Origin of the sequence: Streptomyces sp. NPDC007863, assembly GCF_040633895.1 — a bacterium.
Lineage (GTDB): Bacteria > Actinomycetota > Actinomycetes > Streptomycetales > Streptomycetaceae > Streptomyces.
In genome coordinates this window covers 162009-181779 of sequence record NZ_JBEYEI010000014.1, presented here as the reverse complement: position 1 = coordinate 181779, position 19771 = coordinate 162009, and the positions used below count along the sequence as shown (strand labels likewise).

Annotated in this window: 20 protein-coding genes and 1 pseudogene; 14 read left to right on the top strand and 7 right to left on the bottom strand. The window is 73.9% G+C overall.

The genetic code is table 11. From position 1 onward, the window contains the following. The first annotated feature begins 278 nt into the window (after nucleotides 1-278). The 7 genes from ABZ621_RS22850 (at nucleotide 279) to ABZ621_RS22820 (ending at nucleotide 6968) form a co-directional block, all read left to right on the top strand. On the top strand, nucleotides 279-1259 hold the full coding sequence (locus ABZ621_RS22850; protein ID WP_360607327.1) for a TauD/TfdA family dioxygenase: 981 nt from the start codon (nucleotides 279-281) through the stop codon (nucleotides 1257-1259). A 34-nt stretch (nucleotides 1260-1293) separates the two neighbouring features. Then, the gene (gene ssuE, locus ABZ621_RS22845; protein ID WP_360607325.1) at nucleotides 1294-1896 is read left to right on the top strand and encodes an NADPH-dependent FMN reductase; all 603 of its coding nucleotides are present in this window, start codon (nucleotides 1294-1296) and stop codon (nucleotides 1894-1896) included. 39 nt (nucleotides 1897-1935) lie between these two features. After that, the gene (locus tag ABZ621_RS22840; protein WP_360607323.1) at nucleotides 1936-2970 is read left to right on the top strand and encodes an ABC transporter substrate-binding protein; all 1035 of its coding nucleotides are present in this window, start codon (nucleotides 1936-1938) and stop codon (nucleotides 2968-2970) included. Nucleotides 2971-2978: 8 nt separating this feature from the next. Next, nucleotides 2979-3773 carry an ABC transporter ATP-binding protein gene (locus ABZ621_RS22835; protein ID WP_360607321.1) on the top strand — a complete coding sequence of 265 codons (795 nt, stop codon included), beginning with the start codon at nucleotides 2979-2981 and terminating at the stop codon, nucleotides 3771-3773. Continuing rightward, nucleotides 3770-4750: an ABC transporter permease gene (locus ABZ621_RS22830; protein WP_360607319.1), complete on the top strand. Its 981-nt coding sequence runs from the start codon at nucleotides 3770-3772 to the stop codon at nucleotides 4748-4750. Before ABZ621_RS22835 ends, ABZ621_RS22830 begins: the two co-directional genes overlap by 4 nt. Before the next feature lie 10 nt (nucleotides 4751-4760). Then, on the top strand, nucleotides 4761-6098 hold the full coding sequence (locus tag ABZ621_RS22825; RefSeq protein WP_360607317.1) for an LLM class flavin-dependent oxidoreductase: 1338 nt from the start codon (nucleotides 4761-4763) through the stop codon (nucleotides 6096-6098). A gap of 285 nt (nucleotides 6099-6383) precedes the next feature. Next, nucleotides 6384-6968 (top strand): HutD family protein, encoded by a 585-nt coding sequence (locus ABZ621_RS22820; protein WP_360607315.1) that lies wholly within the window; start codon nucleotides 6384-6386, stop codon nucleotides 6966-6968. Here the strand turns inward: ABZ621_RS22820 and ABZ621_RS22815 are convergent. Further along, nucleotides 6962-8173, bottom strand: coding sequence for a pyridoxal phosphate-dependent aminotransferase (locus ABZ621_RS22815; RefSeq protein WP_360607313.1), 1212 nt, complete (start codon nucleotides 8171-8173; stop codon nucleotides 6962-6964). The genes ABZ621_RS22820 and ABZ621_RS22815 overlap by 7 nt on opposite strands. A gap of 107 nt (nucleotides 8174-8280) precedes the next feature. On the opposite strand from ABZ621_RS22815, the pseudogene ABZ621_RS22810 reads away from it, so the two are divergent. The 4 genes and pseudogenes from ABZ621_RS22810 to ABZ621_RS22795 form a co-directional block, all read left to right on the top strand. After that, nucleotides 8281-8634: pseudogene (locus ABZ621_RS22810) on the top strand (helix-turn-helix domain-containing protein); the annotation flags it as partial. Nucleotides 8635-8728: 94 nt separating this feature from the next. Continuing rightward, nucleotides 8729-8947: a hypothetical protein gene (locus ABZ621_RS22805; protein WP_360607311.1), complete on the top strand. Its 219-nt coding sequence runs from the start codon at nucleotides 8729-8731 to the stop codon at nucleotides 8945-8947. 97 nt (nucleotides 8948-9044) lie between these two features. After that, complete coding sequence (locus tag ABZ621_RS22800; protein WP_360607309.1) at nucleotides 9045-9332, top strand: hypothetical protein; 288 nt, start codon at nucleotides 9045-9047, stop codon at nucleotides 9330-9332. A gap of 198 nt (nucleotides 9333-9530) precedes the next feature. Continuing rightward, nucleotides 9531-10736 carry an MFS transporter gene (locus ABZ621_RS22795; RefSeq protein WP_360607307.1) on the top strand — a complete coding sequence of 402 codons (1206 nt, stop codon included), beginning with the start codon at nucleotides 9531-9533 and terminating at the stop codon, nucleotides 10734-10736. Here ABZ621_RS22795 and ABZ621_RS22790 read toward each other — a convergent pair. From ABZ621_RS22790 to ABZ621_RS22780, 3 genes are read right to left on the bottom strand one after another with little or no spacing between them, the layout of a single operon-like run. After that, complete coding sequence (locus ABZ621_RS22790) at nucleotides 10714-11589, bottom strand: class I SAM-dependent methyltransferase (RefSeq protein ID WP_360607305.1); 876 nt, start codon at nucleotides 11587-11589, stop codon at nucleotides 10714-10716. The two genes, ABZ621_RS22795 and ABZ621_RS22790, sit on opposite strands and share 23 nt — an antisense overlap. 56 nt (nucleotides 11590-11645) lie before the next feature. After that, a complete protein-coding gene (locus ABZ621_RS22785) occupies nucleotides 11646-12089 on the bottom strand; it encodes a hypothetical protein (protein ID WP_360607303.1) in 444 nt (147 codons plus the stop codon). Continuing rightward, the gene (locus ABZ621_RS22780) at nucleotides 12086-12691 is read right to left on the bottom strand and encodes an SRPBCC family protein (protein ID WP_360607301.1); all 606 of its coding nucleotides are present in this window, start codon (nucleotides 12689-12691) and stop codon (nucleotides 12086-12088) included. Before ABZ621_RS22780 ends, ABZ621_RS22785 begins: the two co-directional genes overlap by 4 nt. A gap of 103 nt (nucleotides 12692-12794) precedes the next feature. On the opposite strand from ABZ621_RS22780, the gene ABZ621_RS22775 reads away from it, so the two are divergent. Further along, nucleotides 12795-13463, top strand: coding sequence for a DNA alkylation repair protein (locus tag ABZ621_RS22775; RefSeq protein ID WP_360607299.1), 669 nt, complete (start codon nucleotides 12795-12797; stop codon nucleotides 13461-13463). A gap of 42 nt (nucleotides 13464-13505) precedes the next feature. Here the strand turns inward: ABZ621_RS22775 and ABZ621_RS22770 are convergent, their stop codons facing one another. Both ABZ621_RS22770 and ABZ621_RS22765 read right to left on the bottom strand, forming a co-directional pair. Then, nucleotides 13506-14399 (bottom strand): aldo/keto reductase, encoded by an 894-nt coding sequence (locus ABZ621_RS22770; protein ID WP_360607297.1) that lies wholly within the window; start codon nucleotides 14397-14399, stop codon nucleotides 13506-13508. A gap of 13 nt (nucleotides 14400-14412) precedes the next feature. Continuing rightward, nucleotides 14413-15351 carry an NAD-dependent epimerase/dehydratase family protein gene (locus ABZ621_RS22765; RefSeq protein WP_360607295.1) on the bottom strand — a complete coding sequence of 313 codons (939 nt, stop codon included), beginning with the start codon at nucleotides 15349-15351 and terminating at the stop codon, nucleotides 14413-14415. Nucleotides 15352-15421: 70 nt separating this feature from the next. On the opposite strand from ABZ621_RS22765, the gene ABZ621_RS22760 reads away from it, so the two are divergent. Then, nucleotides 15422-16330 carry a LysR family transcriptional regulator gene (locus ABZ621_RS22760; RefSeq protein ID WP_360607293.1) on the top strand — a complete coding sequence of 303 codons (909 nt, stop codon included), beginning with the start codon at nucleotides 15422-15424 and terminating at the stop codon, nucleotides 16328-16330. Between the two features lie 180 nt (nucleotides 16331-16510). Then, nucleotides 16511-18751 (top strand): glycoside hydrolase family 9 protein, encoded by a 2241-nt coding sequence (locus ABZ621_RS22755; protein ID WP_360607291.1) that lies wholly within the window; start codon nucleotides 16511-16513, stop codon nucleotides 18749-18751. Here the strand turns inward: ABZ621_RS22755 and ABZ621_RS22750 are convergent. Continuing rightward, nucleotides 18748-19764, bottom strand: coding sequence for a helix-turn-helix domain-containing protein (locus ABZ621_RS22750; protein ID WP_360607289.1), 1017 nt, complete (start codon nucleotides 19762-19764; stop codon nucleotides 18748-18750). The genes ABZ621_RS22755 and ABZ621_RS22750 overlap by 4 nt on opposite strands. Between the last annotated feature and the right edge of the window lie 7 nt (nucleotides 19765-19771).

Below are 19771 nucleotides of genomic sequence, written 5' to 3'. Positions count from 1 at the left end.
CGGACGGGTGTCCGGGCCGCTGTCCGGCCCCGCACCGCGCCTGAGCCCGGCTGCTCCAGGCCCCACGGCACGGCGGTGCCCCGCGTCGGCGGCCTCTCTGCCCCGTGCCCCTGCTGAACGGTGCCTCCTCGGCCCCCGGTTCGCGAGGCGCGGCCCGCGCGTTTCCCCGTACCCGCATCGCGTCGATACCGCGCTGCCTCCTGCCTGCCGGGCCGCCCCGTACCCCCATTCTCCTTCCGCTGCGGAAACAACTCGTCCGCCCTGAACAGGGAGTTCTCATGGCCTCTGCCTCTGCCTCTGCCATTGCCGCGACGGCAACCGCGACCACCTCCGTCACCGTCGCGAAGATCGGTGGCCGCATCGGAGCCGAGCTCGGCGGCGTACGGCTCGCCGGAGACCTGCCCGCCGCCACCGTCGCCGAGATCCGCGCCGCGCTCCTCGCCCACAAGGTCGTCTTCTTCCGCGGTCAGGACCACCTCGACGAAGCCGGCCACGAGGCCTTCGCCCGGCTGTTCGGTGCCCCGGTCGCACACCCCACCGTCCCGTCCGCGGACGGCCGTTACGCCCTCGGCATCGACTCCCACCACGGCGCCCGCGCCAACCAGTGGCACACCGACGTCACCTTCGTCCCCGCCTACCCGGCCTTCTCCATCCTGCGGGCCGTGACCATCCCCCCGTACGGCGGCAACACCCTGTGGGCCAACACCGCCACCGCCTACTCCAACCTCCCGGAACCGCTGCGGGCCCTCGCCGACAGCCTGCGCGCCGTCCACTCCAACGAGTACGACTACGCCGCCCTCAAGCCCGACGCGCTGCCCGAGGCCCTGGCCCAGTACCGCGAGGTCTTCACCTCCACGAAGTTCCTCACCGAGCACCCGGTGGTCCGCGTCCACCCCGAGACCGGTGAACGCACCCTGCTGCTCGGCAACTTCGTCCAGCGCATCCAGGGCCTCACCGGCCGCGACTCCCGCATCCTGCAGGACCTCTTCCAGGCCCACATCGAGAGCCCCGAGAACACCGTCCGCTGGCAGTGGCAGGCAGGCGACGTGGCCATCTGGGACAACCGCGCCACCCAGCACTACGGCGTGGACGACTCCGACGACCACGAGCGCACCCTGCGGCGGGTCACCGTCGACGGCGACGTCCCGGTCGGCACCGACGGGGAGCCGTCCCGCCTGATCAGCCCTGCGAGCGTCCCGGAACCGGCCTTCGGCATCGCCTCCGGAGCCTCTGCCCTGGCCTCGGGCACCGCCGCCTGACCGTCCGTCCCCGTACGACGCCCAAGGAGCCCCCGTGCCCCAGCTGCTCGCCATCACCGGCAGCCCCTCCGCCCACTCCCGTACCGCCGTCGTCGCCGACCACGTGCTGCGCCGCCTCTCCTACGCCGGCTTCGACACCGCGCACCTCGCCGTCCGCGAACTCCCCGCCGCCGACCTGCTCTCCGCCCGCCGCGGTGAGCCGGAGATCCGCCGTGCCCTGGACGCCGTCGCCGAGGCCGACGGCATCGTCATCGCGACCCCGGTCTACAAGGCCTCGTACACCGGACTGCTCAAGGCCTTCCTCGATCTGCTCCCGCAGGACGGCCTCGCGGGCAGGACGGTCCTGCCGCTCGTCACCGGCGGCAGCCTCGCCCACGTCCTGACCATCGACTACGCCCTGCGCCCCGTGCTCGCCGCTCTCGGCGCCCGGCACGTCACCGCCGGCCGGTTCGTCCTGGACTCCTCCGTCGAGCGCGGCTCCGGCCCCGACCGGCTGCGGCCCGAGGTCGAGCTGGACCTCTCCCAGGCCGTCGACGAGTTCGCGGACGCCGTGCGCGCCGCGGACGCCACGACGCTCACCGCCACCGCGCTCACCGCCACGACGCTCACCGCCACCGCGCTCACCGCCGCCCCGTAATACAGCCCGCCCCGCGACCAGTACCCACAAGGACCCGTCATGCCCGCATCCCTCGCCTCGACCTCCACCTCCCGACGCCAGTTCCTGACCCTGCTCGGCATCTCGGCGGCCGCGGTGAGCTGCGGCACGGCCACCGCCACCGGCGGTGGATCCGGCTCGCAGGTCAAGACCCTGAAGTACCAGGGCTCGGTCGGCGCGGTCACGCTCCCCGAACTCGCCGCGGCCCTCGGTTACTTGGAGGACGTCAAGCTCGACTGGATCGGCAACACCACCAGCGGCCCGCAGGACATCCAGACCGCCGCCACCGGCCAGACCCACTTCGGCAGCGCCTTCAACGGCGCGGTCATCAAGCTCGCCGCCGGCAAGGCGCCGATCAAGGCCGTCATCTCCTCCTACGGCTCGGACCAGTACTCCTACGCCGGCTACTTCGTCCTGGAGGACAGCCCGATCCGCTCCGCCCGCGACCTGATCGGCAAGAAGGTCGGCATGAACACCCTCGGCGCCCACTACCAGGCGCTGCTCGACACCTACCTCGCCCGCAACGGCCTCTCCAAGGCGGACGCGGCCAAGGTCGAACCCCTGGTGGTGCCGCCCGTCAACACCGAACAGGCCCTGCGCGCGAAGCAGATCGAGGTCGGGGTGCTCACCGGCATCCTGCGCGACAAGGCCGTCGCCTCCGGCGGCATCCGCCCGCTGTTCACCGACGTGGAGCTGCTCGGCCCGTTCAGCGCGGGCACCTACATCATGACCGAGCGCTTCATCAAGCAGAACCCGGACACCGTACGGACCTTCGTGACGGGTGTGGCCAAGGCCATCGAGTGGTCCCGCACCACCCCGCGCGAGGAGGTCGTCGCCCGGATGACGGAGATCGTCAAGAAGCGCGGCCGCAACGAGGACACCACCGCCCTGCAGTACTGGCGCTCCTTCGGGATCGCCGAGACGGGCGGCCGGATACCCGACAAGGAGTTCCAGCTGTGGCTCGACTGGCTCGGCGAGCGCGGCGAGATCAAGAAGGGGCAGTTCACGCCGTCCGACCTCTACACCAACGAGTTCAACGGCTACGGAAGGGGCTGAGATCCGACATGGCGAAGATCGTGTTCGAGGGAGTGCGCAAGACCTTCGGGGACTTCACCGCGCTCGACGGCATCGACCTGGAGATCCGCAGCGGGGAGTTCCTCGTGGTCGTCGGCCCCAGCGGCTGCGGCAAGTCCACGCTCCTCGACCTCCTCGGCGGACTCTCGGCCCCCACGGCCGGACGGATCCTGCTCGACGGCGAGGAGGTCACCGGGCCGGGCCTGGACCGGGGCATCGTCTTCCAGCAGTACGCGCTGCTGCCGTGGCGCACCGCCCGGGGAAACGTCGAGTTCGGCCTGGAGGCCACCGGTGTGCCGCGCCGGCAACGCGCCGCCCGGGCGCGGGAGTTCCTGGACCTGGTCGGGCTGACCGGCTTCGAGGACCGGCATCCGCACCAGCTCTCCGGCGGCATGCGCCAGCGCGTCGCCATCGCCCGCTCGCTGGCGTACGACCCGGACGTGCTGCTGATGGACGAGCCGTTCGCCGCGCTCGACGCGCAGACCCGCGAGTCCCTGCAGGACGAGCTGCGCCGCATCTGGCAGAGCACCGGCAAGACCGTCGTCTTCATCACGCACGGCATCGAGGAAGCCGTCTACCTCGGGCAGCGGGTGGCCGTCATGACCTCCCGGCCCGGCCGGGTCAAGGAGGTCGTCCCGGTCTCCTTCGGCGACCGCGACGGACTGCTGGGGGAGGCCCTGCGGTCCAGCCCGGAGTTCGCCCGCTACCGGCACGAGATCTGGAACCTCCTCCACGACGAGGTGGCCCGCGCCCAGAAACTGGAGAAGGAGGCGGCAGCCGTATGACCACCGGAACCGACACCACCGCCCTGGCGGCCGCGGGCCTCACGGCCCCGGCTCCGGCGCCGGCCGAGACCGCCCCCGCCGTGGGGAACGCCGAGGGGACCGCCCGGGCCGGAGCCCCGGTCCTCAAGTCCCCGGCCCCGGCCGCCGTCGCAGGGCCCCCCGAGAAACCCGCCCCCGCCCCCACCCGTACGAAGTCCGGCGCACTGGCCGTCGTACGCGGCCTGAAGGCCGTCGCCGTCCGGACCGCCGCCCTCCTCGCCCTGACCGCCCTCTGGGAGATCGCCCCGCGCGCCGGCCTGGTCGACGCCACCTTCCTGCCCCCCATCAGCGAGGTGGCCGTCGCCTGGTGGGAGCTGGCCGGCGACGGCCAGCTCGCCGACCACACCCAGGCCAGCCTGATCCGCTCCTTCGGCGGCTTCGCCATCGCCGTGGCCGTAGCCGTCCCGCTCGGCCTGCTCATCGGCTGGTACCGGCCCCTCGCCGACTTCCTCGGGCCCCTGCTGGAGGTCTTCCGCAACACCGCGGCCCTCGCGCTGCTCCCGGTCTTCGTGCTGCTCCTCGGCATCGGCGAGACCTCGAAGGTGTCGATCGTGGTCTACGCCTGCCTCTGGCCCGTCCTGCTCAACACCATCAGCGCCGTCCGGAACGCCGACCCCACCCTGATCCGGCTCGCCCGGTCCATGGACCTCTCCACGCCGCGCCTGTTCCAGAAGGTGATCCTCCCGGCCTCCGTACCGGCGATCTTCACCGGTATCCGGCTCGCCGGCGCCGTCTCCATCCTCGTCCTCGTGGCCGCCGAGATGATCGGCGCGAAAGCGGGACTCGGCTATCTGATCAACGCCTCGCAGTTCAACTTCGCGATCCCGCAGATGTACGCGGGGATCGTCACGATCTCCGCGATCGGCGTCGCCTTCAACCAGCTCCTCGTCACCGTCGAACGCCGCCTCAGCCTCTGGCGCGTCCCCACCTCCTCCTAGGGAATCCCACATGAGCGACCAGACGCCCCGGACCCTCCACCTCAACGCCTTCCTCATGAACGCCGGGCACCACGATGCCGCCTGGCGCCACCCCGGCAGCACCCCCGAGCGGATCACCGACCTGCGGTACTTCCAGGAGCTCGCCCGCACCGCCGAGCGCGGACGGCTCGACTCGATCTTCTTCGCCGACGGTGTCGCGCTCTGGGGGAAGGCCCGCTACAACGCCGTAGGCGGGTTCGAGCCGCTCACCCTGCTCTCCGCGATCGCCGCCGTCACCGAGCACATCGGGCTGATCGCCACCGTCTCCACCACCTTCAACGAGCCCTTCAACCTCGCCCGCAAGTTCGCCTCCCTCGACCACATCAGCGGCGGCCGCGCCGGCTGGAACATCGTCACCTCGGGCAGCGTCGACGAGGCCCGGAACTTCAACCGCGACGAGCACCTGGAGCACGCCCGCCGCTACGAGCGCGCCCGCGAGTTCCTCGACGTCGCCACCAAGCTCTGGGACAGCTGGGAGGACGACGCGATCGTCCTCGACAAGGAGCGCGGGATCTACGCCGACACCGACAAGCTCCACCCGGCCGCCCACCGCGGCGAGCACTTCGGCGTCGCCGGCCCGCTGAACGTGCCACGCTCCCCGCAGGGGTACCCGCTGCTCGTGCAGGCGGGATCCTCCGAGTCCGGGAAGGAGTTCGCCGCCCAGTACGCCGAGGCCGTCTTCACCGCCCAGCAGACCCTCGCCGACGGCCGGACCTTCTACAAGGACCTCAAGTCCCGCCTGGCGAAGTACGGCCGTGCCGAGGAGGACCTGCTCGTCCTGCCCGGCATCGCCCCCGTCATCGGTTCCACCGAGGCCGAGGCCAGGGCCCTGGAGCAGGAGCTCACCGACCTCCAGATCCCGGAGTACGGCCTCGCCCAGCTCTCCGGCATGCTGGGCGTGGACCTCACCGCCCTGCCCCTTGACGGCCCGCTGCCCGAACTCCCCGACGAGCGGGACATCAACGGCAACAAGAGCCGTTTCACCCTCGTCGCCGAACTGGCCCGCCGCGACGGGCTCACGCTGCGCGAGCTGATCGCCCGCCTCGGCGCGGGCCGCGGCCACCGGGTCTTCGCCGGCACCCCCGAGCAGATCGCCGACGAACTGGAGGAGTGGTTCACCCGAGGAGCCGCCGACGGGTTCAACATCATGGCGCCCGTCCTGCCCACCGGCCTGACCGACTTCGTCGACCAGGTCGTGCCGATCCTCCAGCGGCGCGGCCTCTTCCGTACCGAGTACACCGGCCGCACCCTGCGCGAGAACTACGGCCTGCCGCGCCCCGCCAACCGCTACACGAGGGAGCCGGTGTGAGCGATCACCTCACCGAGGTGCTCGTCGTCGGCGGTGGGCCCGCCTCGGACTGAGTCGCTCACCGGCGCAGGTCGGAGGCCGTTCCCTCGTTCGTGGGAGGACGGCCTTCCGCGTGTTCGGGGCGGGTCTCGGAGCCGTCGTCGAGGCGCGGCCCGTGGCCGTCGACCGCGACCCGGCCGAGCGCGCTCGGGCGCTGCGGGCGTGCCGCGTGCCGGAGGGGCGCCCGGGGCGTCGCGGGTTAGGATCCTGCGGCCTTCGACCGTTCGTGGACCAGGAGTCAGCCCTATGCACCGCTTCGATGTCGAGACCCTGGCGGCGGGACGGTGGCGGAACGGCGGGGGTGTGACGCGGGAGATCGTCTCCTGGCCGGCGGGGGCCGCGGACTTCGCGTGGCGGGCGAGCGTCGCCGACATCGAGGCGGACGGGCCGTTCTCGGCGTTTCCCGGGGTCGACCGGACGTTCACGCTGCTCGCCGGCGGGGGCGTGCGGCTGACGGCGCCGGGGGGTTTCGACCGGACGGCGCGGCGGGAGGAGCCGCTCGCCTTTCCCGGTGACCTGGAGCTGACCGCCGAACTGGCCGCGGAACCGCCCGGTGGCGCCTGCCGCGTGCTGAACCTCATGGTGCGGCGGGGGCGCTGGACGGTCCGGGTGGAGCGCGTCACCGGTGCCGTCGCGCCGCCGGCCGGTCACGCCGGGGTGCTCCTCGTGCGGCACGGGCTCTGGCGTGCCGGCGGGGAGGAGCACCCGCTGTCCGCGGATCGGGGCGTGTGGTGGGGAGGGGACGAGGGCGCCGGGGGAGCGGGCATCGTGCCGCTGTCCTCCGGCGCCGTCGCCCTGTGGGCGGATCTCGCGCCAGGGTCCGGCTACTGACGGTACGTCGAGAGGAAGCGGCCGATGCGGTTGATGGCCGTCTCCAGGTCGTCGGCGCGCGGCAGCGTGACGAAGCGGAAGTGGTCGGGGCGCGGCCAGTTGAAGCCGGTGCCCTGCACGATGTGGATCTTCTCGCGCAGCAGCAGGTCGAGGACGAGCCGTTCGTCGTCGACGATCTTGTGCACGGCCGGGTCCAGCTTGGCGAAGGCGTAGAGGGCGCCCTTGGGCTTGACGCAGCTGACGCCCGGGATCTCGTTCAGCGCCTGCCAGGCGACGTCGCGCTGCTCGGTGAGCCTGCCGCTCGGCAGGGTCAGGTCGTGGATCGACTGGTGGCCGCCGAGCGCGGCCTGGACGGCGTACTGCGCCGGCACGTTGGGGCACAGGCGCATGCCGGCCAGCATGGTCAGCCCCTCCAGGTAGTCCGCGGCCTGGTCCTTGGGGCCGGAGACGACCAGCCAGCCGCTGCGGAAACCGGCCACCCGGTAGGACTTGGAGAGGCCGTTGAAGGTGAGCGTCAGGACGTCGTCGGCGAGCGCGGCGAGGCAGTGGTGCTCGGCGTCGTCGTAGAGGATCTTGTCGTAGATCTCGTCGGCCAGCACCATCAGGCCGTGGCGGCGGGCGAGTTCGAGGATCCCTTCCAGGAGCTCCTTCGAATAGACCGCGCCCGTGGGGTTGTTGGGGTTGATGACGACGATGGCCTTGGTGCGGTCGGTGATCTTCGACGCGATGTCGTCGAGGTCGGGGAACCAGTCCGCCTCCTCGTCGCACAGGTAGTGCACGGCCCGGCCGCCGGCGAAGCGCACGACCGCCGTCCACAGCGGGTAGTCGGGCATCGGCACGAGGACCTCGTCGCCGTCGTCCACCAGCGCCTGCACGGCCATCTGGATCAGCTCGGAGGCGCCGTTGCCGAGGTAGACGTCGTCGACGGTCACGCCCGCGACGCCGCGCTGCTGGTAGTACTGCATCACCGCGCGCCGGGCCGGGAGGATGCCCCGGGAGTCGCTGTAGCCGTGCGCGTTGGGCAGGTTGCGGATGATGTCCTGGAGGATCTCCTCCGGCACCTCGAAGCCGAACGGCGCGGGGTTGCCGGTGTTCAGCCGCAGGACGCTGTGACCCGCCTCCTCCAGGGCGTTGGCCTGGTCGACGACCGGGCCCCGGATCTCGTAGCACACGTCCTTCAACTTGCTGGACTGTCGAAACGTCATCTGCGGCCTCCCGACCGTCACTGTCACCGTCATCCGCGCCGCTGCGGCTGCTTTGTTCTACCAAGTTCCCACTTGGAAAGTCCAACCTTTTGGCTATGCTGGCCACCATGCCACGCCGAAGCTACGACCAGTACTGCGCCGTCGCCCGAGCCCTCGACGCGGTGGGGGAGCGCTGGAGTCTGCTGATCGTCCGGGAGCTGCTGCACGGCCCGCGGCGGTACACCGACCTCCACGCCGACCTCCCCGGCGTCTCCACCGACATCCTCGCCAGCCGGCTCAAGCAGCTGGAGGGCGAGGAACTGGTCGAGCGCCGCCGCCTGGAGCGGCCCGCCAACGCGACCGTCTACCAGCTCACCGCGCGCGGCGCCGAACTCCGCCCGGTCGTCGAGGCCCTGGCCGCCTGGGGCCTCGACGCGCTCGGCACCCCCCGCCCGACGGACGCCGTCCGCACCCACTGGTTCACCGGGGAATGACACGGGAGGGAACCTTTCCTCCCGCGCCGCCGTCTTCCCTTCCGAAGCGGTGATCCATCGTGTGCGAGCCGAGCGAGGTGCCATGCGGACGAACGACCCGAACACCCTGGAGACCACCCTGGCCGACGGCCGGCGGATGACCCTCTCCCTGCCCGCCACGAACGCCGGCTGGGCCGCCGACGGACTCGCCGCGCTGCGTCCCGTGCGCCCCACCCACACCGGCCGCGGCGAGGAGCCGCCCGCCCTGCCCGAGCGCCCCGCCCTCCCGATGGAGGTCGCCCTCCTGGGCTTCGCGCTCTAGCCGACCCACGGGGCGGCGGAGCGGGTGCCGTGGCCGTGCCGCCGTGGTGTCCTGGAAGGTGAGGGGGCGGACCGTCGCCTCACGAGGAGGAAGGGTCATGGCGATCCTCGTCCACGCCGTCCTCGACGGAGTCACCACGGAGCAGTACGACACGCTCAACGCCCGGCTCCAGTCGACACCCGAGATCTTCGACGGGTGCATCTCGCACGCGTGCGTGCCGACCGAGAGCGGCCTGGAGATCTTCGACCTCTGGGAGAGCGGAGAGCAGATGAAGGCCTTCGCCGAGAAGATGATGCCCATCGCGACCGGCCTCGGCTGGCCGGAAGGGCCGATGCCGCGCGTGGTGGACGTCCACCACCACTGGGTACCGGGCGCGGGCGGCTGACGGCCGCCGCCCGGCCGCGGCCCCCGGCCGTGCCCGTACGGCGCACCGCTCACGCCCGCCGCACGACAGCGCGCGCTTCAGCGCACCCGTACTCGTACACATACCCGCACTCGTACGCGTACGACAACGGTGTGGCCGGCCTGCCGTGCCGCACGTGCTGCCCGTGCTCGACGGGACGGGCGGGTTACGGTCGCCGGTATGGCCGATGATCGACGCGGATGGCTGCGGTGTCTGCTCGCCGGAGCGGTGTTCGTGGTGTGCATGGCCGGCACCACGCTCCCCACCCCGCTCTACCCCCTCTACCAGGAGGAGTTCGGCTTCTCCGAACTCACCGTCACCGTGGTGTACGCCGTGTACGCCTTCGGCGTCCTCGCCGTGCTCCTCCTCGCCGGCAACGCCTCCGACACCATCGGCAGGCGCCCCACCCTGAGCTGGGGCCTCGCCTTCGCCGCCGCGAGCGCCGTCTGCTTCCTCTGCGCCGACGCCCTCGGCTGGCTGTACGCGGGCCGGCTGCTCTCCGGCCTCTCCGCGGGCCTCTTCACCGGCGCCGCCACCGTCTACGTCATCGAGCTGGCCCCGCCCGGCGGCACCGCCCGCGCCACCCTCGTCGCGACCGCCGCGAACATGGGCGGCCTCGGCTGCGGCCCCCTCCTCGCCGGACTCCTCGCCGAGTACGCCCCCGAGCCCCTGCTGCTGCCGTTCGCCGTCCACCTGGCCCTCGTCGCGCTCTCCGCCCTGGTGCTGTGGTGGCTGCCCGAGACGGTGGCGGAACGCCGGCCGCTCAGCGCCGTACGCCCCCGCAAGCCCGCCCTGCCGGCCCGCGTCCGGGCGGTGTTCGTGCCCGCGGCCGTCGCCTCCTTCGTGGGCTTCGCCCTCTTCGGCGTCTTCACCTCCGTCAGCCCCGCCTTCCTCGCCCGCTACCTCCACGTCGACGACCACGCCGTCAGCGGCCTCGTCGTCGCCCTCGCCTTCTTCGCCTCCACCGCCGGACAGGTCGCCGCCGGCCGCGTCGGCGCCGACCGCTCACTGCCGCTGGGCTGCGCCGTCCTGCTCGCCGGACTGCTCCTGCTCGCCCTCGCCCTCGCCACCGACCACCTGCTCTTCATCGTGCTCGCCGCCCTCGTCGGCGGCACCGGTCAGGGCCTCGCCTTCCGCGCCGCGCTCTCCGCGGTCGCCGCCGCCTCGCCGCCCGACCAGCGGGCCGCCGTCATCTCCTCGCTCTTCGTCGCCGCGTACACCGGCATCTCCCTCCCGGTGATCGGCGTCGGCCTGCTGGCCGACCCCCTCGGCCTGGAGGGCGCGGGGCTCGTCTTCATCGCCTGCATGCTGGTCCTCGTCGCCACGGCCGGCGCCTACCTCCTGCGGCGCGCCCGCGCCGGGACTAGCGCCGGCCCCACACCGTGAGCATCCCGGCCGACAGCGCCGCGCACTCCTCCGACTCCAGATACCGCACCGCCTCGTCGAGGCCCGCGTCGTCCACCAGGCCCGTCGCCACCATCGCCGCCCTGCTCCGCTCCCAGGTGTCCGCCCAGAACCGGCTGATGGGGCTGCCCGGCAGCAGCGGCGGCACATGGATCTCCGCCCCCACCTCCCGCAGCCCGGCGGCCCGCAGCCACGCGGGGGAGGACGGCACCCAGGAGACGTCGGTGCCGATGGTGTCCCGCAGCCCCCGCCACATCGCCCGCATCGCCCGGGTGTACGGCGTCTCCGGCGCCCCCCCGCTCGTCAGGTCGACGGCGTCGCTCAGCACCAGCACCCCGCCGGGCTCGACCAGTTCGGCGAGCCGGGCCACCGTCCGCTCCCGCCCGGGCAGGTGCATCAGGACGAACCGCGCGTGCACCAGCCGGAACCGCCCGGGGGCGAAGTCCGGGGCCGTCACATCGGCCTCCAGCACGTCGAGCCCCGGCACGGGCCGTTCGGCGAGGAACCGCACGTCCCGGTCGACCGCGAGCACACTCGCCACGCCCGCCTCGGTGAGGAGCCGCCGGGACACCGTGCCCGTCCCGGCCCCCACGTCGAGGCAACGCCAACCGGGCCCGGCCCCGAGCGCCCTCAGCCGCGTCAGGCTGACATCGTCGTAGGCGAGCGCCCCGTAGTCGATCCGCCGCCCCTCGCCCGCCGCCTCCGGCGGGAACACGTCCTCGCCGTACCGCCCGCCCCCACCGGCTCGGGACGGCCGGCGGTCGTGGTCGCGGTCCGGGTCGTGGTCGGGGCCGCGTCCGGGGTCGTGGTCGGGGTCGGATCCACGTGATTCCATGCACCGATCGTGCGCCGCCCCGGTCACCCGGCACCCACCCGAGGCGGCCGTTCGGCTCAAGCGGCGTCCGGGGCCGTCCGGGCCTCCGGCGCCCCCGTCAGATGGACCAGCATCAGCGCGTGGTCCGCGCGCGCCAGCTCGCGGCCCTGGCCGTCGGTCAGCCGCCCGGTGACCCGGTAGAGGCCGCAGTGGGCCCGGCCGACCGGCATCCGCCGGGGCGGCAGCCGCACCTCGTACGGCCCGCCGCGGCGGAAGCCGCCGAGCTGCGTCCGGGTGGTGACCGGCGGCTGCTCGTCCCCGGTGCGCCGCTCCTCGAAGGCGAGCCCGTCGACCGCCCGGCCCACCAGGAAGGTCAGGCCGACGCTCACCACCGCGCCCTCCGGGACCTTCAGCGGACCGGCCTCCTCGGCCGGGCCGCCCAGGCCCACCACGAGCCGTCCCCGCTCCTCCGTGTGCAGGGACACGTCGAGGAGCCGGAAGCCGGGTCCGGAGCCGCTCACGGCGTCACGGGTCCGTCGTCGTGGGGCGGCGGGGCGTCACGCCGTGGCATCCCGCCCGGCGCGGCCGGGGGCATGCCGCCCGCCGGCCGGTCCTCGCCCGGCGGCATCCCGTACTCCGGCAGGTCCGCGCCCGGCTCGCCGCCGGCGCTGTCTCCGGGGCGCAGCCGCCCGCGCCAGCCGCCCGTCGCCTGCTCGCGGTCCTCGATGAACTCCTTGAACCGGTGCAGGTCACCCTCGACCCGCTGCTCCACGAACCCCATCGCCTGCGCGGCGCGGTCGGCGAGCCCGGAGGGCTCCACCTCCATCTTGAGCCGTACGAGGGTGTGCTCGTCGTCGACCCGTTCGAAGGTGACGACGCCCTTCTGCCGCACGTCCCCGCCGACCGTCCGCCACGCGATCCGCTGGTCGGGGAGCTGGTCGACGATCTCCGTGTCGAACTCGCGGCTCGCGCCCGCGACCCTGGTCCGCCAGTGGCAGAGCCGGTCGTCGAGCTGCCGGACCTCCTCGACCCCGTCCATGAAACGCGGAAACTCCTCGAACTGCGTCCACTGGTCGTAGACCTGCCGCAGCGGGGCCTCCACCTCGATCGTGTCGTACACCATGCCGGTCATCTCCCTGGTCGGGGCGCGGCTACCCGCGCCCGGATCCCGTAACCCTCGGGCCGTAGGGTGAGTGCCGTACGCGAGGAGAGGGCAGGAGGACCGGATGGCCGGGGAGACGGTGAACGAGGTGCTGGCCGAGCTGGCCGCCCTGGAGGACCCCCGGATGCGCGAGGTCAACGCGCGGCACGGCGACGACCACGGGGTGAACCTCGCCCGGCTGCGCGCGGTCGCCAAGCGGCTCGGGATCCGGCACGAGCTCGCCCGCGAGCTGTGGGCGAGCGGCGACACCGCCGCCCGGCTCCTCGCCACGCTCGTCTGCCGCCCCAAGGAGTACGAGCGCGACGAGCTCGACGCGATGCTCCGCGCGGCACGGGCCCCCAAGGTCCACGACTGGCTCGTGAACTACGTCGTGAAGAAGAGCCGCCACACCGAGGAGCTCCGCGTGGCCTGGCTCGCCGACGCCGACCCGGGCGTCGCGAGCGCCGGCTGGGCGCTCACCACCGAGCGGGTCGCGACGCGGCCCGACGGCCTCGATCTCGACGGCCTCCTCGACACGGTCGAGGCGGAGATGAAGGACGCCCCCGACCGGCTCCAGTGGGCGATGAACCACTGCCTCGCCCAGATCGGCATCGAACACCCCGCCCTGCGCGAGCGGGCCCTCGCCGTCGGGGAACGCCTGGGGGTCCTCAAGGACTACCCGACCCCCAAGGGCTGCACCTCCCCCTACGCCCCGGTCTGGATCGCCGAGATGGTCCGCCGCCGCGAGGGCTAGGCCGGAGGCGACCGGCCGCGGCGGCTGCCTGGCGCCGGGGTCTCAGCCCGGTCGGCCCGGCAGGTCGGCGTCCAGTTCGCTCAGCTCGCGCGGGTCCAGCGTGAGCTCCGCCGCCCTGGCGGAGTCGGTGATGGAGGCGGGGCGGGAGGCTCCGGGCACCGGGAGCATCGCGGGGGAGCGGGCCAGCAGCCATGCCAGGGCGACCCGCTGGGGGCTGACCTCGCGGCCGGCGGCGACGCGGTGGAAGGCCGTGCCGGCGGAGGTGGGGCCGGAGGGGCCGTCGAGGGAGCTGCGGGAGATGCCGCCGAGGGGGCTCCAGGGCAGGAAGGCGAGGCCGAGGCGTTCGCACAGCCGCAGTTCGGGCTCGCTGTCGCGGACGGCGGGCGAGTACCGGTTCTGGACGGAGACGAGTCCGTCGCCGAGGATCCGGTGCGCCTCGTGGATCTGGGCGGTGGTGACGTTGGAGACGCCGGCGGCGCGGATCGTGCCGGCGTCGAGCAGCTCGCGCAGCGCGCCGACGGAGTCCGCCCAGGGCACGGCCGGGTCCGGCTTGTGCAGCTGGTACAGGCCGATCGCGTCGGTGCCCAGGCGCCTGGCGGAGGCTTCGGCGGCCCGCTTCAGGTGGGCGGGGGTTGCGTCGACGGTCCAGCTGCCGTCGCCGGGGCGGCCGCGGCCGCCCTTGGTGGCCACCAGGACCCGCGAGGTGTCGCCGCCGTACCGGGCCAGGGCGCGGGCGACGAGCAGCTCGTTGTGGCCCGTCTCGCCGGCGTGCCAGTGGTAGCTGTCGGCGGTGTCGAGGAGGGTGACGCCGGCGTCGAGGGCGGCGTGGAGGGTGGCGAGGGCCCGGTTCTCGTCCGGGCGGTGCTCGATGGACAGTGGCATGGCGCCCAGGCCGATGACGCTGACGGTGGTGTGGGCGAGGGTGCGGTAGCGCATGGGGCCTCGTTCGTCAGGGGGCGGGAGCGGGGGACACGGCGAGGGCCTCGGCGGCGGCGCCGGGCAGCCAGTCGGCGGTGCGGGAGAAGCGGAAGCCGAGCGCCTTCGCGCGGGCGTTGTCCAGGGCGTAGTGGCGGTCGAAGGAGAACGGCGAGGCCTCGGCGCCCGCCGGGACGGTCCGGTACACGGCCTCCCGGCCGGCCGCCGTGGCCACGGTCCCGGCGAGGCCGTACACGTCGAGCAGGCCGTCGGAGCAGGCGTTGACCGGGCCGGTGAAGCCGGCCGTGGCCGCCCACTCCAGCAGCTCGGCCAGCTCCTCGTAGTGGAGGAAGACCGTCGGCAGCGCCCGGGCGTGCACGGCGATCTCCTCGCCCCGGGCGATCCGGCCGGCGTAGTGCGCCAGCCGGCCGGTGAACTCCCGCGCCCCGCCGCCGAGCACATGGGCGGCGCGCACGGTGGCGAAGGCGAAGCCGCCCGCGCGGGCGAGGACGGCCTCGGCCTGCCGCTTGCCCTCGGCGTAGTGCGCCTCCAGGTAGGCGTCGTCGTGCCAGGGGAGGTCCATGGCCACCCGCCAGGCGGCCGGGTCCACGCTCTCCTCCGGCACGGGCGTCCCCGGGGGCACGGCGGGCAGGGCGGCGGTGGCGGGGTCGTAGACCTCGATCGTGGAGGTCATCACGTAGCGCCGGGTGCGGCCGGCGAAGACGCGGGCGGCGACGGCGGCCTGGACGGGGCTGTAGCAGACCTGGTCCACCACGACGTCGAAGGCCCGGCCGGCGAGGGCGGCGGTCAGGGCGGCCTCGTCGTCGCGGTCGACGACGAGGTGCTCGACGCCGGCGGGCGGCGCGGCCGAGCCCCGGTTGATCACGGTGACCCGGTGGCCCGCCGCGCGCGCCCGCTCGACGAGGAGCTTTCCGAAGTACCGGCTTCCGCCGATGACGCAGATCCTTTGCATGCCCTCATCCTGGAGACCTATCGTCATCAGCAGAAGTACCGGCTTTCTGGCCTCGTATGAAGGAAAACTGTTGATCGACGTGCAGCGGCTCCGTGTCCTGCGTGCGGTGGCGGAGCACGGCAGCTTCAACCGGGCGGCCGCGGCCCTCCACCTGACCCCCTCGGCCGTCTCCCAGCAGGTGGCCGCCCTGGAGCGCGGCCTCGGCGCCCAGGTCGTCGCGCGCAGCACCCGCGGCGTGACGCTCACCCGGGCCGGCCGGATCATGCTGGGCGCCGCCGAGACCGTCGCCGCGGAGCTGGAGCACGCGCGGCAGCGGATCGCCGCGCTCGGCACCGGCCGCACCCAGCTGACCGTCGCCGCCTTCACCAGCGGCGGCAGGCTCCTGCTGCCCGCCGCCCTCACCCGGCTCATGGCGGACCATCCCCGCACCGTGCTCCACGTCAGGGAGGGCGAACCCGAGGACACCCTGCCGCTGGTGCGCCAGGGCGCCGTGGACCTCGCCCTCGCCTACCACTTCGACGGCCCGCTCCCGGTCGGTCCGGGCGCCTCCTCCGGCCTGGAGTGGACGCCGCTCCTGGAGGACCCGTTGCACGTCGTCCTGCCGCGGGGGCACCGGCTGGCCCGTCGCGACGCGCTCGACCTGACGGACCTGGCCGCCGAACCCTGGGTGCTCGGCTGCCTGAAGACCGAGGCGTACCTGCGGCGCTTCGCCGAGCGCGCGGGCTTCGATCCGGAGATCCGCGGGACCACCACCGACTACTTCTTCGCCCGCTCCCTCGTCGCCGCGGGCATGGGGATCTCCCTGGTCCCCTCCATCGCGCTCGTCCCCGAGGTCCCGGGGGTGCGCGCCGTCCCGATCACGCCGCCGGGCCCGGTCCGGCACATCGGCGTCGCCGCGCTCGGCGGCCGTGACCGGCCCGACGTCACCGCGCTCGTCCGGGCGCTGCGCGAGGAGGCGGCGCGGCACGGCGGGCGGTGAGCCGGCGAGGACGGACGGCGGACGGGCGGTCCCTCCGCGCCCGTTCGCGTCCGGACCGTTGACGGCCCCGCGCTCCGGACACCAGGATGGGCCCACATGTATGGGAGCGCTCCCACTCTCGGCGTCACGGCGGCGTACCGGGGGCGCGCGCTCCGTCGAATCCCCCACGAGGAGCGGACGTTGAACCGACGCAGAACCGCCCTGCTGTCCCTGACGGCCCTGCTGGCGGCAGGCCTGAGCGCCGTGCCCGCGGGCACGGCCGGGGCGGACGAGGTGGAGCAGATCGTGAACGGCGCCTTCGACGACGGCACCGCCCCCTGGTGGACGAGCGGCGTCACCGCCGGCCCGGCCGACGGCGGGCTCTGCGCCGACGTGCCCGGCGGCACCGTGAACCGCTGGGACGCCGGGGTCGGCCAGAACGACCTCACGCTCGCCGCGGGCGAGACCTACCGCATCGCCTTCCGCGCCACCGGAACCCCGGCGGGCCACTCCGTCCGCGCCGTCGTCGGCCTCCAAGTCGCCCCGTACGACGCCTATTACGAGGTCGTGCCGCAGCTCAGCGTCTCCGGCGACAGCTACGCCTACACCTTCACCTCCCCGGTCGACACCACCCAGGGGCAGGTCGCCTTCCAGCTCGGCGGCGCCGCCGACGCCTGGCGGTTCTGCCTCGACGACGTCTCCCTCCTCGGCGGGGTGCCGCCGGAGAAGTACGAGCCCGACACCGGCCCCCGCGTCCGGGTCAACCAGGTCGGCTACCTGCCCCGGGGCCCCAAGAACGCCACCCTCGTCACCGAGGCGACCACCCGGCTGCCCTGGCGCCTCGACGACGCGGACGGCACCGCCGTCGCGCGCGGCTGGACCGTCCCGCGCGGCGTCGACGCCTCCTCCGGGCAGAACGTCCACTCCCTCGACTTCGGCCGATACCGGGAGCGGGGAACGGACTTCACCCTCACCGTCGACGGCGAGACCAGCCACCCCTTCGACATCGGAACCGCCGCCTACGACCGACTGCGCCTGGACGCGGCGAAGTTCTACTACACCCAGCGCAGCGGAACCCCCATCCGCGAGGACCTGCGCCCCGGTTACGGCCGCGCGGCCGGCCACGTCGGCACCGCCCCCAACCAGGGCGACACCCGGGTCCCCTGCCAGCCGGGCGTCTGTGACCACACCCTCGACGTCAGCGGCGGCTGGTACGACGCCGGCGACCACGGCAAGTACGTCGTCAACGGCGGCATCTCCGTCTGGCAGCTCCTCTCCACCCACGAGCGCGCCCGGCACGCCCGCACCGGCGACGCCGAGGCGCTCGGCGACGGCACCCTCGCCCTCCCCGAGAGCGGCAACGGCGTCCCCGACCTCCTCGACGAGGCCCGCTGGGAGCTGGACTTCCTCCTCAAGATGCAGGTCCCCGAGGGCGAACCGCTCGCCGGCATGGCCCACCACAAGATCCACGACGAGCAGTGGACCGGGCTGCCCCTGCTGCCCTCCGACGACCCGCAGAAGCGCGAGCTCCACCCGCCGACCACCGCCGCCACCCTCAACCTCGCCGCCACCGCCGCCCAAGCGGCCCGCGTCTACGAGGAGTTCGACCCCCGCTTCGCGGCCACCGCGCTGACCGCCGCCCGCAAGGCCTGGGCCGCCGCCCTCGCCCACCCCGACGTCCTCGCCTCCGAGAGCGACGGCGTCGGCGGCGGCACCTACGCCGACGCCGACGTCTCCGACGAGTTCTACTGGGCCGCGGCCGAGCTCTACCTCACCACCGGGGAACGGCAGTTCAAGGACCACGTCCTCGCCTCGCCCGTCCACACCGCCGACATCTTCGGCGCCGTCGGCTTCGACTGGGCCAGGACGGCCGTCCCCGCCCGCCTCGACCTCGCCACCGTCCCCAGCCGCCTCCCCGGCCGCGACCGGGTCCGCGCCTCCGTCCGCGCCGGAGCCGACCGCTACCTGGCCACCCTCAAGGCCCACCCCTACGGCATGCCGTACGCCCCCGAGGGCCAGCGGTACGACTGGGGCTCCACGCACCAGATCCTCAACAACGCCGTCGTCCTCGCCACCGCCTACGACCTCACCGGTGCCGCCGCCTACCGCGACGGCGCCGTCCAGAGCATGGACTACGTCCTCGGCCGCAACGCCCTGAACCTCTCCTACGTCACCGGCTACGGCGAGGTCAGCGCCCGGAACCAGCACAGCCGCTGGTACGCCCACCAGCTCGACCCCGCGCTGCCGCACCCGCCCGCCGGCTCGCTCTCCGGCGGCCCGAACTCCAGCATCCAGGACCCGCTGGCGCAGGCGAAACTCCAGGGCTGCACCGGGCAGTTCTGCTACATCGACGACATCCAGTCCTGGTCCACCAACGAACTGACCATCAACTGGAACTCCGCCCTGACCTGGATGGCGTCCTTCGTCGCCGACCAGGGCTAGCCGGCCCCCGGCACCGCCCCCGTCCCCGCCCTCTGCGCCCGGAAGGCACGCCGGTAGGCGGCGGGGGTGGTGCGCACGGCCTCGTGGAAACGACGGCGGAGGTTCACGGCCGAGGAGAGGCCCACCCGGTGGGCGACAGTCTCCACCGGCAGGTCCGTCTCCTCCAGGAGCGCCCGGGCCGCCGCGATCCGCCGGTCGAGGAGCCAGCGCCCCGGGCTGATGCCCAGCTGCTCGCCGAAGCGCCGGGTCAGCGTCCGGGGCGAGACCCGGGCGCGGGCCGCCATGTCCGCGACGGACAGCGGCTGTTCGAGCCGCTCGCCCAGCCACTCCAGGAGCGGCGCCAGCGAGTCGGCCACCGGCCCGGCCGCCGGCGGCTCGGCGTACTGGAGCTGGCAGCCCTCCCGGTGCGGCGGCATCACCAGCCGCCGGGCGATCCGCGTCGCGTACCCGGCGCCCCGGTCCGCGCTCACCAGGTGCAGGCACAGGTCCACGCCGGCCGCGCCGCCCGCACTGGTGGCGACGTCGCCGTGGTCCACGTACAGCACCGCCGGGTCGACCCGCACCCGGGGGAACCGGGAGGCCAGTTCGGCCGCGCGGGACCAGTGGGTGGCGGCCCGCCGCCCGTCCAGGAGCCCGGCGGCGGCGAGCACGAACGCCCCCGCGCACAGGCCGACGACCCGCGCCCCGCGCGCGTGCGCCCGCCGCACCGCCGCGACCACGGCGGGCGGCACCTCGCTCCCGGCCCCGGGCCCCCACCCCGGCACCAGCACCGTGTCCGCGTCCTCCAGCGCGTCGAGCCCCGCGCCGACCAGGAGGTCGTAACCGGCCTCGGTGCGCACGGCCCCCGGCCGCTCCGCGCAGACCTCGAAGGCGTACCGCGCCGGCACCTCGGGCCCGTGGTCGCCCAGGACCGCGGACGCGCAGGCCAGCGGGAAGACCGGCTGCGGCGGCATCAGCAGCGCCACGACCCGGTGCGGGACGGGGAGTTCGGACCGGGGCGGCGGCGAGGTCATGGCGCGA

Coding starts and splice junctions, on each gene's coding strand:
- ABZ621_RS22750 (WP_360607289.1), bottom strand. CDS start 19,764: ATGACCTCGCCGCCGCCCCGGTCCGAACTCCCCGTCCCGCACCGGGTC.
- ABZ621_RS22765 (WP_360607295.1), bottom strand. CDS start 15,351: ATGCAAAGGATCTGCGTCATCGGCGGAAGCCGGTACTTCGGAAAGCTC.
- ABZ621_RS22850 (WP_360607327.1), top strand. CDS start 279: ATGGCCTCTGCCTCTGCCTCTGCCATTGCCGCGACGGCAACCGCGACC.
- ABZ621_RS22830 (WP_360607319.1), top strand. CDS start 3,770: ATGACCACCGGAACCGACACCACCGCCCTGGCGGCCGCGGGCCTCACG.
- ABZ621_RS22820 (WP_360607315.1), top strand. CDS start 6,384: ATGCACCGCTTCGATGTCGAGACCCTGGCGGCGGGACGGTGGCGGAAC.
- ABZ621_RS22835 (WP_360607321.1), top strand. CDS start 2,979: ATGGCGAAGATCGTGTTCGAGGGAGTGCGCAAGACCTTCGGGGACTTC.
- ABZ621_RS22795 (WP_360607307.1), top strand. CDS start 9,531: ATGGCCGATGATCGACGCGGATGGCTGCGGTGTCTGCTCGCCGGAGCG.
- ABZ621_RS22790 (WP_360607305.1), bottom strand. CDS start 11,589: ATGGAATCACGTGGATCCGACCCCGACCACGACCCCGGACGCGGCCCC.
- ABZ621_RS22780 (WP_360607301.1), bottom strand. CDS start 12,691: ATGGTGTACGACACGATCGAGGTGGAGGCCCCGCTGCGGCAGGTCTAC.
- ABZ621_RS22775 (WP_360607299.1), top strand. CDS start 12,795: ATGGCCGGGGAGACGGTGAACGAGGTGCTGGCCGAGCTGGCCGCCCTG.
- ABZ621_RS22805 (WP_360607311.1), top strand. CDS start 8,729: ATGCGGACGAACGACCCGAACACCCTGGAGACCACCCTGGCCGACGGC.
- ABZ621_RS22825 (WP_360607317.1), top strand. CDS start 4,761: ATGAGCGACCAGACGCCCCGGACCCTCCACCTCAACGCCTTCCTCATG.
- ABZ621_RS22815 (WP_360607313.1), bottom strand. CDS start 8,173: ATGACGTTTCGACAGTCCAGCAAGTTGAAGGACGTGTGCTACGAGATC.
- ABZ621_RS22840 (WP_360607323.1), top strand. CDS start 1,936: ATGCCCGCATCCCTCGCCTCGACCTCCACCTCCCGACGCCAGTTCCTG.
- ABZ621_RS22770 (WP_360607297.1), bottom strand. CDS start 14,399: ATGCGCTACCGCACCCTCGCCCACACCACCGTCAGCGTCATCGGCCTG.
- ABZ621_RS22800 (WP_360607309.1), top strand. CDS start 9,045: ATGGCGATCCTCGTCCACGCCGTCCTCGACGGAGTCACCACGGAGCAG.